Annotated in this window: 12 protein-coding genes; 3 read left to right on the forward strand and 9 right to left on the reverse strand. The window is 75.0% G+C overall.

Going from position 1 to position 13130, the window contains the following annotated elements:
• Window positions 1-69 precede the first annotated feature (69 nt).
• Window positions 70-1275 (reverse strand): DpnI domain-containing protein, encoded by a 1206-nt coding sequence (locus ACI8AC_RS09455; RefSeq protein ID WP_456897573.1) that lies wholly within the window; start codon window positions 1273-1275, stop codon window positions 70-72.
• Window positions 1276-1302: 27 nt separating this feature from the next.
• On the opposite strand from ACI8AC_RS09455, the gene ACI8AC_RS09460 reads away from it, so the two are divergent.
• From ACI8AC_RS09460 to ACI8AC_RS09470, 3 genes are all read left to right on the forward strand, one after another.
• Entirely contained in the window at window positions 1303-2274 is a 972-nt protein-coding gene (locus tag ACI8AC_RS09460) for a quinone oxidoreductase family protein (protein ID WP_456897440.1), read from the forward strand.
• A gap of 182 nt (window positions 2275-2456) precedes the next feature.
• The gene (locus ACI8AC_RS09465) at window positions 2457-3095 is read left to right on the forward strand and encodes a hypothetical protein (protein WP_456897442.1); all 639 of its coding nucleotides are present in this window, start codon (window positions 2457-2459) and stop codon (window positions 3093-3095) included.
• A complete protein-coding gene (locus tag ACI8AC_RS09470) occupies window positions 3092-4573 on the forward strand; it encodes a glycosyltransferase family 2 protein (RefSeq protein WP_456897444.1) in 1482 nt (493 codons plus the stop codon). The genes ACI8AC_RS09465 and ACI8AC_RS09470 overlap by 4 nt, the downstream gene beginning before the upstream one ends.
• Window positions 4574-4577: 4 nt before the next feature.
• Here ACI8AC_RS09470 and ACI8AC_RS09475 read toward each other — a convergent pair whose 3' ends face one another.
• The 8 genes from ACI8AC_RS09475 to ACI8AC_RS09510 form a co-directional block, all read right to left on the reverse strand.
• On the reverse strand, window positions 4578-5534 hold the full coding sequence (locus tag ACI8AC_RS09475; protein WP_456897446.1) for a VWA domain-containing protein: 957 nt from the start codon (window positions 5532-5534) through the stop codon (window positions 4578-4580).
• A gap of 61 nt (window positions 5535-5595) precedes the next feature.
• Window positions 5596-6606 carry a DUF58 domain-containing protein gene (locus ACI8AC_RS09480; RefSeq protein WP_456897447.1) on the reverse strand — a complete coding sequence of 337 codons (1011 nt, stop codon included), beginning with the start codon at window positions 6604-6606 and terminating at the stop codon, window positions 5596-5598.
• Entirely contained in the window at window positions 6603-7889 is a 1287-nt protein-coding gene (locus tag ACI8AC_RS09485; protein ID WP_456897449.1) for an AAA family ATPase, read from the reverse strand. Before ACI8AC_RS09485 ends, ACI8AC_RS09480 begins: the two co-directional genes overlap by 4 nt.
• Window positions 7890-8179: 290 nt before the next feature.
• Window positions 8180-9646: a C40 family peptidase gene (locus ACI8AC_RS09490; protein WP_456897451.1), complete on the reverse strand. Its 1467-nt coding sequence runs from the start codon at window positions 9644-9646 to the stop codon at window positions 8180-8182.
• Window positions 9647-9963: 317 nt separating this feature from the next.
• Window positions 9964-11499: an AMP-binding protein gene (locus ACI8AC_RS09495; protein WP_456897453.1), complete on the reverse strand. Its 1536-nt coding sequence runs from the start codon at window positions 11497-11499 to the stop codon at window positions 9964-9966.
• A gap of 63 nt (window positions 11500-11562) precedes the next feature.
• On the reverse strand, window positions 11563-11988 hold the full coding sequence (locus ACI8AC_RS09500) for a DUF1772 domain-containing protein (protein WP_456897455.1): 426 nt from the start codon (window positions 11986-11988) through the stop codon (window positions 11563-11565).
• Window positions 11985-12311: a hypothetical protein gene (locus ACI8AC_RS09505; protein ID WP_456897457.1), complete on the reverse strand. Its 327-nt coding sequence runs from the start codon at window positions 12309-12311 to the stop codon at window positions 11985-11987. The genes ACI8AC_RS09500 and ACI8AC_RS09505 overlap by 4 nt, the downstream gene beginning before the upstream one ends.
• Window positions 12308-13057, reverse strand: a complete 750-nt coding sequence (locus ACI8AC_RS09510) for an SIR2 family NAD-dependent protein deacylase (protein ID WP_456897459.1) — start codon at window positions 13055-13057, stop codon at window positions 12308-12310. The genes ACI8AC_RS09505 and ACI8AC_RS09510 overlap by 4 nt, the downstream gene beginning before the upstream one ends.
• Between the last annotated feature and the right edge of the window lie 73 nt (window positions 13058-13130).

Below are 13130 nucleotides of genomic sequence, written 5' to 3' on the forward strand. Positions count from 1 at the left end.
CGCCCTGCACCGGGGGCCTCGACCGCCCGGCCGGACAAGCGGATGGCCGCTGACCTCCGGGACAGGGCATCAGACGAGGCGGCGGTAGAGCCCCGGCGCGACGAACTCGATGACCCCGGCATCCCTCAGTCTCTGCAGGGTGCGACGGACCCCCGCCGGCACACAGTTCTCGTTCTCGGGGTGGCGATGACGCAGGTGGTCGTAGTGGTCCTGGAAGTCCCTGAGCTCGAAGCCGACGCGGGGACCGCAGATGTCCTCGATGCACCGCAGGACGTCGAGGAACCAGACGTTCAGAGTCCTCACCCGGCGCACCGCGCGCCACCTCGACCACTCCTGTGCGAAGAGGGCGGCCGAACGCCACTGTCCCGCCGCGACCATCGGCACGAAGACCGCCTCGGGGAGCAGACCGGTTCGGATGGAGGTCAGCCGGTAAGGCTTTCCGGGCCGCTTCAGCTCCTTGTTGGAGCTCAGCATCTCCGGGGTCAGTAGGTTCCCCGCGACGAACCGGAGGTCGACGACGCGGACAGGGGTTCCCGACGAGTCACTGTCGTAGGTCAGCAGCGCCAGGTGAGGGGGCCGGGCGGCACCGAACGCCTCCTCCGCGCTGTGGTGCGCGCCGGCCCGCACAGAGCCCGGTCGACGCCAGACCTTCGCACCCCGCTGCTTCACCTTCAGCTCGACCGTGCTCGAGCAGGACGGGTCGGAGCATTCGAAGTCCGTGCACTTGCGGTCGACGAAGACCATGGGCGCCCCGCAGTCAGGGCACGGCACCTGCTCGACGAACCACCTCTCCGCGCTGTCCCCCACGCGCCTGTTGGCCGCCTTCCACTGCCGCGGAGTCGGGAGGAGCAGGTCACCTCTCAGGGACCCCGTACGTGCACTGCGCGACTTCCGGGTCAAGGACGAACTCCTCCGACTCAGGAGCAGTTCACCCTCAGCGGCGAACCAGCGGTGTCCCACCGGCCCGGAGGCGGGTTCCGCCCGCCCCGTGGTGCTGCTCTGCAACCACCCTGACCGGCCGGTACTGAAACCGGATTGGTTTCCGGGGGCGGCCGCACCGACGAGCAGCTGGCCGCCGAGCTGACCCAGCTGCGGGCACACGGGTGAGCGCCGGCCGACGATGATCTGGCCCCGCGCTCGAGCGGCGGGCGCTGGGGTTCCAGCTGCGCAGCACGCAGGTGCAGGACCTCTCCCAGGCACCCTTGAGCAATCGGAAGCGGCGCACCCAGGGGCTGAGCGCCTCGGGGCTGGAACGCTGACCGCCCAGCGGCCCACTTCGCACAACGCCCTAGCCTGCGAGACATGCGTGCTGTGCAGATCACCCGCTTCGGCGGCCCCGAGGTCCTCGAGATCGTCGACCTCCCCGACCCCGTCCCCGGCGACGGCCAGCAGCTCTACGACGTCTCCTCGGCGGGCGTGAACTACGCCGACACGCACCAGACCGAGGACAGCTACCTGGCGCCGCAGCAGCTGCCGCTGGTGCCGGGCGCGGAGTTCGTCGGCACCCCGGCCGGCGGCGGCGAGCGCGTCGTGGGCCTGGTCGAGGGCGGCGGCTACGCCGAGAAGGTGGCCGCGAACGCGCGGTTGACCTGGCCGGTGCCCGGCGGCGTCACCGACGAGCAGGCCCTCGCCGTCGTCCTGCAGGGGTCGACCGCCTGGCACCTGCTGCGCACCAGCGCCCACCTGGCCCCCGGCGAGTCGGTGGTGGTGATCGCCGGCGCCGGCGGGGTGGGGTCGCTGGCCGTCCAGCTGGCCGCGCGGTGGGGCGCCGGGCGGGTCATCGCCACCGCCTCCAGCCCGGAGAAGCGGGCGCTGGCCGAGGAGCTCGGCGCCGACGCCACCGTCGACCCGGCCCTGGCCGAGGACGACCCGAAGGCCTTCACCGCGGCCCTGCGCGAGGCCAACGGGGGTGCGCGGGTCGACGTCGTGCTGGAGATGACCGGCGGCAACGTCTTCGACGGCTCGCTCTCCGCGCTGGCGCCCTTCGGCCGGCTGGTCGCCTACGGGATGGCCGGCCGCCGGCCGCCCAAGCCGGTGCAGGCGCCGTCCCTCATGGGCACCAGCCGTGCGGTGATCGGGTTCTGGCTCGCGCACTGCTTCAGCCGCCCGGCGATGCTCGACGAGGCCATGGGCGAGCTGCTGCCCATGGTGGCCGAGGGGGCGCTGCGCCCGGTCGCCGGCGGTCGCTACCCGCTGTCGGCCGTCCGGGAGGCCCACCAGGACCTGCTGGCCCGGCGCACCACCGGCAAGCTCGCCCTCGACCCCGCTCGGTGACCCTCCGGGGTGCCGCCCGCCTGCCCGGGCGGTACCCCGCCCCGGACGGGTGAGAAGGGGCTGACCTTCGGTAGCGGACTCCCTACGGTCGGACATGGCCGCAGCTGAGGGGGCCGATGCCGCCCACCCTCCCTGCGGGTGTCTGTCGGCCGCGGCCTCGGCCGCACCCAGGGAGAGACCTCGTGACCACACCCGTCCGCCGGCGTGCCCGGCGACCCGCCGGCGCGGCGCTGCTCGCCGCCGCCGGCGTCCTCCTGTCGGGCTGCACCCTGCCCGACGTCAGCATGAGCCCCGACCTCCGGGGCGACACGGCGGCGGCCACGGCCGCGCCCGCGCGCCCGGCCGCCGCGGCGGCGGTCGCCGTGGCCGACCCCGCCCCCACCCGGCCCACCGGCGAGCTCGACACCGGCGCCACCACGCACACCGTGCCGGCCGGCGACCGCACGCTGGTCGTCGACTGGTGGACCGCGGATCCGGCCGTGGAGTGGCGGGCCGCCGACACCAAGAGCCTGCAGCTCTCGGCCCACCTCGAGGGCGGGGACGACGACCTCGAGGTGCTGGTCACCCGGTTCGCCGCGACCGCCGACGACGGCAGCACGCGCACCGTCGTGGCCGAGGACCGCGGCGAGTTCGCCCTCCAGCCGCCCTACAGCTACGGCACCGCGGTCGTCCTCACCCCGTCGGCGGCCGACGCCGACCAGGTGACCCTCTCCGTCCAGTTCGACCTGCTCGTCGAGACCGAGCCCGGGTCCGAGCGCTACTTCCGCCAGACAGTCCTCGACAGCATCGTGCTGCCCTTCCTCCAGGAGGAGACCCCGTGAGCCAGGTCGTCCTGCACGGCATGCGTCGGGCGACCGACCGCGTCCAGCTGCTCGCCCGGGGGACCGGCCAGGTCCCCGACATCAGCTCGCTCGTGCCGGCCGAGTTCGGCGGGCCGGCCACCGACGAGGCGCGCCGGCACGCCACCATCAGCTGCATCATCCCGGCGTACAACGAGGAGTCGACGATCGCCGACGTCCTCACCTCCCTGCTGGGCCAGACCCGGCTGCCCGACGCCATCCACGTCATCATCAACAACACCGACGACGACACCCCGGAGATCGCCCGGCGGTTCGAGGGCGAGCACCAGCGGGTGGTGAAGGGCGAGCTGTTCACCACCGTCGTCCACGTCCACGACATCGGCGAGAACCCCGACAAGAAGGTCGGCGCGCTCAACTTCGGCTACTACGTCAGCCGCGGCTACGACTACGTCCTCGGCGTCGACGGCGACACCACCCTCGACCGGCGCTGCGTCGAGTGGCTGGAGAAGGAGATGGTCACCGACCCGCGCATCGGCGGGCTGTCGGCCATCTACACCTTCGACAAGTCCCGGGTGCACGGCGCCATGGCGAAGTTCCTCGTCGCCGGCCAGCGGGCCCAGTTCGCCGGGTTCAACATGGACAACCTGGTCCGCGGCCGGAACATGGCCGTGCTGGGCGGGCAGTGCAGCATCTTCAGCGTCCGCGCGCTGGAGACGGTGATGTACCGCAACCACCAGTCCGCCCCGTGGGTGCGCGACTCGGAGGTGGAGGACTCCAAGCTCTCCCTGCAGATCAAGGACGCCGGGTTCAGCACGAAGATCAGCGCCCGGGCGCGGGCCTTCGTCGGCCCGATGGAGACCCTGCGGGCGCTGCACGGCCAGCAGGTGAAGTGGAACTTCGGCGGCATCGACCTGCTGTGGCCCGGTCAGCGCGGCGACACCAAGGGCCAGCCGCTGCACCCCAACCTGCGGCTGCGCTGGTACGAGAACGTCTCGATGTTCTTCAACATCACCACCCGCATGGCGTTCCTGCTGCTGCTGGCCGCGGCGCTGTCCATCGACGCCTTCGTCTTCAACCCGGTGTGGCTCATCCCGCCGGCGGTGGCCACGCTGCTCAACCTGCGCATCGCCGCCTCCATGCACGACAAGAGCGCGTCGGACATCTTCTACGCGCTGCTGATCGCCCCGGCCGAGCTGTACATGTGGATCCGGATGGGGCACTTCGTCACCGCGTGGGTGCAGTTCTTCGCGCGGGTGGAGAAGGACAACTGGGCGGCGCAGGCGGCGGCCGAGCGGGGCCGCGGGTCGGCCTACGTGATGCCGGCGGTGTGCGCGGTGGCGACGTTCGTCGTCCTCATCATCGCCTGGGGCCAGCAGAGCGTCGCCATCCAGTCGGCGATCCTGTCCATCGGCTGGCCGGTGCTCTACCTCATCACCGTGCTGCAGACCCTGTTCATGGTGAAGAAGCTGGTGCGCCGCCAGCGCGGCTTCACCGTGTAGGCGGCTAGAGCAGGCGGTTGGTCCAGACCAGGCTGAGCACGACGCCGAGCAGGGCGAGCAGGACCCCGCCGCGGACGAACCAGTAGCTGACGTCGCGGGGCTCGACGGTGTAGCCGATCTGGCTGCCGAGGTCCTCGTAGACCGCCTCGAGCTCCGCGGCGCTGGCCGCCTCGCTGTAGCTCCCCCCGGTCTCCTCCGCGATCCGCTCGAGGGTGTCGCGGTCGACCGGCACGGGCACCCGCTCCCCGTCGATGTCCAGCGTGCCGTAGTCGGTGCCGAAGGCGATGGTCGAGACCGGGACCCCCGCGTCGGCGGCGGCGTCGATGGCCTGGGTGTCGTCGCGACCCACGGTGTTGTAGCCGTCGGACAGCAGCACGATGCGGGCCGGCGGCACCTCCTCGTCGCTGGCGTTGAGCGCGGCCTGGTAGTTCGCGATGGCGGTCAGCGAGGTGAACACCGCCTCGCCGATGGCGGTGGACTCGGCCAGCTCCAGGTTGTCGATGGCGCTGCGCACCTGGCCGCGGTCGGTCGTCGGGGTCACCACGGTGGTGGCCGTCCCGGCGAAGGAGACCAGGCCCAGGTTGATCCGGGCCGGCAGGACGTCGACGAACTCCTTCGCCGCGGTCTGCATGGCCTCGAACCGGCTGGGTTCGACGTCGGTCGCCTGCATGGACAGCGACACGTCGACGGCCATGATCACCGTGGCCCGCTCCCGGGGCACCCGGACCTCGGTGCTCGGCACGGCCAGGGAGACGACCAGCGCCGCCAGCGCGAGGGCGACCAGCCCGAACGCCAGGTGCCGGCGCCACCCCGGGCGCCGGGGCACCAGCGAGCTGAGCAGGTCGACGTTGGTGAACCGCGCCGCGTAGGCGCGCCGGCGCAGCTGCAGGACCACGTAGAACGCGACCAGCGCGGCCACGACCGGCAGGCCGAGCAGCCACAGCGGTGCCTGGAAGGTCATCGGGGGGTTCCTCCGCTGCCGGCGCGCCGGCGGTTCCTGCAGGTGGTGGGGGTCGGGGACGTCATCGCGACGCGCCTCCCGACCCGGCCCGTCGCCGGTCCGCCACGAAGCGGACGACGTCCATCAGCCAGTCCCGGTCGGTGCGCAGCTGCAGGTGCCCGGCGCCGGCCCGCCGCAGCGCCGCGGCGATCGCCTGCCGCTGGGCCGCGGCCCCGGCGGCGAAGCGGGCCCGGAACTCCGCGTCGCCGGTGGGCACCTCGAGGGTCCGGCCGCTCTCCGGGTCGACGACGGTGAGCAGGCCGACGTCGGGCAGCTCCAGCTCCCGCGGGTCCACCACCTCGATGGCCAGCAGCTCGTGCCGGGCCGCGAGCCCGCGCAGCGGCCGCTCCCAGTCGCTGTCGCCGAGGAAGTCGGAGACGACGACCACCAGCCCCCGTCGCCGGGGCGGGCGGCGCAGGCTCTCGATGGCCGCGGCGAGATCCCCGCGCCGGCCCCGCTCGGCGCGCGGCGTGCCCACGACGGCGCGCAGCAGCCGGTCGGCGGCCAGCCGCCCCGCCGCGGCCGGGTAGCGGTCCACCCGCTCGCCGGTGGTGACCACCGCGCCCAGCCGGTTGCCGCCGCGGACGGTGAGGTGGCTGACCGCGGCCAGCCCGGCGATGGCGAGGTCGCGCTTCTGGCACAGCGCGGTGCCGAAGTCCAGGCTCGCGGAGAGGTCCACGACCGCCCAGGTCTCCAGCTCGCGGTCGGCGATGGTCTCCCGGACGTGCGGCACCTGGGTCCGCGCGGTCACCGGCCAGTCCATCCGGCGCACGTCGTCGCCGGGGTGGTAGGTGCGCGAGTCGCCCCCCTCGGTGCCCGATCCCGGCACCAGCCCGAGGTGGTCCCCCTGCAGCAGGCCGTCGAGCCGCCGGCGGACGGTGAGCTCGAGCCGCTGCAGCAGGACGTCGGCCGGGCCCTCCGTGAACGACGGCGGGGCGCCGTCCCCGGCCCCCGGGTCGATGCCCGAGCCCGGTGTGGGAGCCGGCCGGCCGGCCTCCCCGGGTGCGGCACCGGTGGCGCGGCGGGGGATCACGCGGGCGCGGACCCGCGGTCGTAGCCGTTGGCGCCGGGCTGCTGGACCCCTCCCGCGGCGGAGGCGCCACCGGGCTGCGGCCCCGGGCCGGGCTGGGGGGCGCCGAACTGCGGCCCGCCGGGGTGCGGACCCCCCTGCGGCGGGCCGTACGACGGGCCGGTCGGGCCGTACGGGCCGAACGCCGGCTGCGCGCCGCCGTAGGGCGGCACCGCAGGACCGCCCTGGACCGACGGTCCCCCGCCCGCGGCGCGCTGGCGGGGGGCCACCTGCGGCAGCGGCACCGTCTGCAGGATGCGCTTGACCACGTGGTCGGCCGGCACGCCGTCGGCCAGCGCGTCGTAGGAGAGCACCAGCCGGTGGCGCAGCACGTCGGTGGTCACGTCGAGGACGTCCTGCGGCAGCACGTAGTCGCGGCCGCGCACCAGGGCCAGCGCCCGGCTGGCCGCGATGAGCCCCAGCGAGGCGCGCGGGCTGGCGCCGTAGGAGACCCAGGCGGCGACGTCGTCCATGCCGTGCTCGCGCGGGGCGCGGGTGGCCACCACCAGCCGGACGACGTAGTCGACGAGGGCGTGGTGCACGAACACCTGGGACGCCGTCCACTGCATGCGGACCAGGTCCTCGGGGTCCAGCACGGTCTCGGGCACCGGCGGGGTGGACCCCATCCGGTAGATGATCTCCCGCTCCTCCTCCGGGCTCGGGTAGTCGACGAGCACCTTCATGAGGAACCGGTCGCGCTGGGCCTCGGGCAGCGGGTAGACGCCCTCGGACTCGATCGGGTTCTGCGTGGCCAGCACGAGGAACGGGTCGGGCAGGCGGTGGGTGACCCCGCCGATCGAGACCTGCCGCTCGGCCATGACCTCCAGCAGCGCCGACTGCACCTTGGCCGGGGCGCGGTTGATCTCGTCGGTGAGGACGAAGTTGGCGAACACCGGGCCCAGCTCGGTGTCGAACGCGTCCTGCCCGGCCTTGTAGATGCGGGTGCCGATGATGTCGGCGGGGACGAGGTCCGGGGTGAACTGCAGCCGGGCGAAGCGCCCGCCCACGACCCGGGCGAGGGTCTCCACCGCCAGCGTCTTGGCCACGCCCGGGACGCCCTCGAGCAGCACGTGCCCGCGGGCCAGCAGCGACACCAGCATCCGCTCCACCAGCCGGTCCTGGCCCACGATGACGCGCTTGATCTCGAAGAGCACCCGCTCCAGGCGCGCCGCGTCGGCCGACGGCGGCACGGGCTGGCCGGCCGGGGACCCGGCCTTCTCGAGGGGGGTGCTGGCAGCGCTGCTCACGGGGCTCCCTGGTCGGTCGGGCCGCGGCCCCGCGGGGAGCCGGCGACGGGGCGCCTCGGCGTCCCCCGGCCAGTGTCCTACACGTTGCTGGGCGGCAGCCGGGAGCGCACGCCGGGCCGCGCGGTGCACGGAGGGCTCCCCTGCCAGCACGTAGGGTCGGGGCACGCGCGACGGTTCAGTCCGCTCGCCTCGCGTGTGGACAGCGGCCCCCGCTCACAGGTCCGGCTGCTAGCCTCTGCGCTGCGTCGGGCAGCTCCCCCCGTGGCTGCCCGACGCCCCATCTTCCCGGTTCAGCCGGTCGGGCGCACCGCGCCGAAGAAGTCCGCCCCGTACCACATCGAGCCGACGCGGACGACGTCCCCGCTCTGCGGCGCGTGGATCACCTGCCCGTTCCCCAGGTAGAGCGCCACGTGGTAGATCGAGGTGTAGCCCGACCCGCTGCCCCAGAACACCAGGTCCCCCGGGCGCAGGTCGCGGGCGGCCACCTGCCGGTCGCGGAAGCGGTACCACTGCTCGCGGCTGGTGCCGCCGATGGCGATGCCGGCCTGCGCGTAGGCGTACTGGGTCAGCCCCGAGCAGTCGAAGCCGTAGATCCGGGTGTCCGGGGGGATGCCGTACGACGGGCCGGTGCTGCCGCCGCCGCCCCAGCTGTAGGGCAGGCCGCGCTGCGACCGCGCCGCCGCGATCGCGGTGTCCACGGCGGACCCGGACGGCGCGCCGGCCGTGGTCCCGCCTGACGCGGAGCCGCCGGAGGACGACGAGCCCGAGGACGACGAGCCCGAGGACGACGGACCCGAGGACGACGGACCCGAGGACGACGGACCCGAGGACGACGGACCCGAGGACGACGGACCCGAGGACGACGAGCCGCCCGGCGGGGACCCGGCGGACGCCGACCCCCCGGAGGACGGGGCCGGGGCGCCCGCGGACGGCGACCCGCCCGACGAGGGGGCGGGCGCGGGGGCCGGCGCCGGCGGGCGAGCGGCGGCGGCGGCCGCCGCCGCGGCCGCGGCCTCGGCCGCCGCCCGCGCCCCCTCCAGCCCGTAGAGGGTCTCCTGGGCCTCGGCCAGCTCGGCCTCCCAGACGGTGCGCTGCTCGGCCAGCTGGGCGGCCTGGGTACGGGCCGACCGCTCCTGCGCCTGCGCGGCGGACAGCGCGGTGGCCGCCTCCGCGCGCAGGGTCTCGGCCTCGGCGGCGGCCGCGGTGGCGGTGCCGGAGGCCGCGGCGGCCTGCTGCTCGAGGACGGTGAGCCGGTCGACGACGTCGACCCGGTGGGTGCCGGCGGCCTCCAGCAGCGATGCCCGCTCGAGCAGCTCGCCGGGACCCTGGGCGCTCATCAGCGCCGACAGCCCGGGGGCCGTGCTGCCCTGCATGTAGCTGTCGCGCGCGAACGAGGCGACCTCGACCCGCCCGGCCTCGACCTCCGCGGTCGCCTGCCGGGCCAGCGCGGCGGCCCGGTCGGCGGCGGCCTGCGCCTCCTCGGCGGTGCCCAGCCGCTCCTCGTAGTCCTGCAGCGCGATCTGCGCGGCCTGGTGCGCCCGCGCGGCGGCGTCCTCGGCCGCGGCCAGCCGGGCGCCGACGGCACCGACCTGCGCCGCGGCGGCGTCCCGCTCGGCCTGGGCGTCGGCGATCTCGGCGTCGCCGGGTGCGGCCGCCGCCGTCCCGGGCACCGCGCCGACGACGACCAGCGCGGCCAGCGCCGTCCCGACGCCGCGCAGCACCCACCCCGGCACCCGGCCGTGCGTCCCGCTGTCCACCGATCCCACCCCTCCCCCGGCAGACGGCGGCGCCCGGGAGGACGCCGCCGTGCCGCGACACCGCGCGCGCCTCACGGCGCGCCTCGGGAGGGGGATCGACCGATCGGGGGACCGGGTGGAGAGGCCACTCCCCCCGAGGGGTGAGGAGGCGGCCTCCCTGCAGGGGCCCGCCGCGGCCCCGTCCCGGGTCCCGCCCCGAGCCTGCGGGGGGGGGGTGGGGAGGACGGGGTCCTTCCACCGTGGGGGCAGGGAGGCCCTCTTCCAGCGGACCCGTTTCAGCGGACCCGTTTCAGCGGACCTGCTTCAGCGGACCTGTTTCAGTGGACCTGGCGGTCGGAGGCCGACCAGAAGGCCTCCCGCAGCTTGAACTTCTGGATCTTCCCGGTGGCCGTGCGGGCCAGGGCGTCGCGGAACTCGACCCGCTTGGGGATCTTGTACCCGGCGATCCGGCCCCGGCAGTGCGCGATGATCTCCTCGGCCGTCACCGACTGCCCCTCGGCGACGACCACGAGGGCGGTGACCATCTCGCCCCACTTGTCGTCGGGGATGCCGATGACGGCCACCTCGGCCACCGCCGGGTGGCTGAAGACGGCGTCCTCGACCTCGATCGAGGAGACGTTCTCCCCGCCGGTGATGATCACGTCCTTCTTGCGGTCGGAGATGGTGAGGTAACCGCCCTCGTCGATCGAGCCGCCGTCCCCGGTGTGGAACCAGCCGCCCTCGAGCGCCTCGCCCGAGGCGTCGGGGTTCTGCCAGTAGCCGGCCAGGACGGTGTTGCCGCGGGCCAGCACCTCCCCGGACTCGCTGGTGCGCAGCCGGGTGCCCAGCGCCGGGACACCGGCCCGGGACAGCAGCCGGGCGCGCTCCTCGGGGTCCAGGTCGTCGTACTCGGCCTGCGGCCGGTTGATGGTGAGCAGCGGCGCGGTCTCGGTGAGGCCGTAGATCTGGTTGAACTCCCAGCCCAGCTCGGCCTCGACGCGGGCGATGGTCTTCGACGGCGGCGGCGCACCGGCGACGATGATCCGCACCCGGTCGCGGCCGGGGATCTCGCCGTCCCACGCGGCCGCCGCGTCGAGGACGGCGTTCCAGACCGCGGGCGCCCCGGCCATGACCGTGACCCCGTGCCGCTCGACCCGGCGCAGGATCTCCGCGCCGTCGACCTTGCGCAGCACCACGTGCCGGGCGCCGACCCCGGTCATCGAGTAGGGCAGCCCCCAGCCGTTGCAGTGGAACATCGGCAGGGTGTGCATGTAGACGTCGCGGTCGCCGACCTGCATGTGCATGCCGAAGGTGACGGCGTTGACCCACTCGTTGCGGTGGGTCATCTGCACGCCCTTGGGGCGGGCCGTGGTGCCGCTGGTGTAGTTGATCGTGGCGGTGGCGTCCTCGTCCGGCTCCGACCACGGCACCGGCTCGGTGTCGAAGCGCAGGAGCTGCTCGTACTCCTCGCCGGTGCTGAACCGGTGCTCGGCCTCCACGCCCTTGAGGGATGCCTCCAGCTCGGGGTCGACGAGCAGGACCCGGGCACCGCTGTGGCCGACGATGTAGCTCACCTCGTCCGGCGAGAGCCGGAAGTTGACCGGCACCACGATCCGGCCGGACGACGGGAGCGCGAGCAGGCACTCCAGCAGCCGCCCGGCGTTGTGGCTGACGACGGCGACGCGTTCCCCCTCCCCCACGCCGAGGGCGTCGAGACCGGCCTGCAGCGCGCGGCCGCGGCGGGCGATCTCGCGGTAGGTGAGCTCCCCGGTCGGCGGGGCCGGCTGGTCCGGCTCGTCGACGATGCCGATCCGGTCGCCGTAGACGAGCTCGGCGCGGTCGAGGAAGTCGCGGGTGGTCAGGGGCACGCGCATGCCGGCTCCCGGTGGCCAGGGCTGCCCCGGGCCGGGCAGCCGCTCGACGTGGTCGCCGTCACGCTAGCCGGAGACCACCAGCCAGAGGGCGGCTGCCGTACCGGCGGTGGCCGCGACCGCGCGCACGGTGTCCACGGCGAGCAGCCGGCGGTGCGCCGCGGCGTCCCAGCCGGCGTCCAGCCGCCGGTGCAGCGGGACGGCGAGCAGCGCGGTCACGGCCAGGACGACGGCGAGGCAGCCGGCGCCCACCAGCACCGGGGCCAGCGGGGTCCCCGCCGGGCGGGCGACCAGCAACCACAGGGTGGTGACGCCCTGCGCGGCGAACAGCGGGCCCACCACGCGGGTGACCCGCTGCTGGTGCCGGCGCTCGTAGGCGGCGAACGCGCCGGCCGGGACCCGGTCGAACTGCGGGTACACCAGCGCCCGGACCGTCCACTGGAACCCGGCGTAGGCCGCGGTCAGCGCCAGGTGGACGGCGAGCAGCGTCACGCCTTCGCCGGCTTCGCGCGCCAGGCCAGGCTCCGTGCGTCCAGCGCGCGCAGCAGCGGGTCGCCCTCGGCGGCGATGCGCTCGGCCGGCGCGACGGCGGCGGCCAGCCGGGCGTCGTCCAGCTGCGCGAAGGCCGGGGACCGGCGCCGGTCCAGGACGTCGTACCAGCGGCCGCCCACGGCGTGGTCGAGCACGATCCGGCCGAAGCAGTGGTCGGCGGTGACCACCCAGCGCCCGGCCCGGGCCCGGCGGGGCAGCTCGTCGAGCACCAGCGCGCGGTAGCGGGCGAGCAGCTCCTCGCGCGGGGACCCGGCCGGGGTCACCGGCCCAGCAGGCGGGGCAGCGCCGTGCTGATCGGCTCGCGCACGACCAGGTCGGCGATCGCGTCGTAGGGCGTGGGCTCGGCGTTGACCACGACCACCCGGGCGCCGCTGTGCGCGGCCACGTCGGTGAGGCCGGCGGCGGGGTGCACGGTGAGCGAGGTGCCGACGGCGAGGAAGACGTCGCAGTCGGCCGCGGCGGTCGCGGCGGCCTCCAGGACGGCGGTGTCCAGGGCCTGGCCGAAGCTGATCGTGGCGGACTTGAGGATGCCGCCGCACCGCAGGCACGGCGGGTCGGCCTCGCCGGCGTCGACGCGGGTCAGCGCCTGCGCCATCGTCGTCCGGTCGGCGCAGCCCAGGCACTCGACCTCGTGCACGGTGCCGTGCAGCTCGAGCACCCGCCCGGGGTCGGAACCGGCGCGCTGGTGCAGGCCGTCGATGTTCTGGGTGAGCAGCGCGCGCAGCCGGCCCTGCCGCTCGAGGTCGACCAGCGCCGCGTGGCCGGCGTTGGGCTCGGCCGTCCACGCGGCGTGCCGGCGGCGCTCCTGCCAGGCCCGGCGCCGCACGCCGGGCTCGGTCACGTAGTAGCGCAGGGTGGAGAGCTTCTCGGCCTCGGGGTCGCGGGTCCACACGCCCTGGGGGCCCCGGAAGTCGGGGATCCCGCTGTCGGTGGAGATGCCCGCACCGGTGAGGACGGTGACCCGCCCGGCCGCGGTCAGCCAGCCGGGCAGCGGGTCGGGCACGGTCATGCCGCCCACGGTAGGGGCCGCCCGGCCACCCCGCCGGGGCAGGCAAGGGTCGCCTCACCTGCGGGTCACCCGC

Source organism: Geodermatophilus sp. SYSU D00758 (assembly GCF_054049955.1).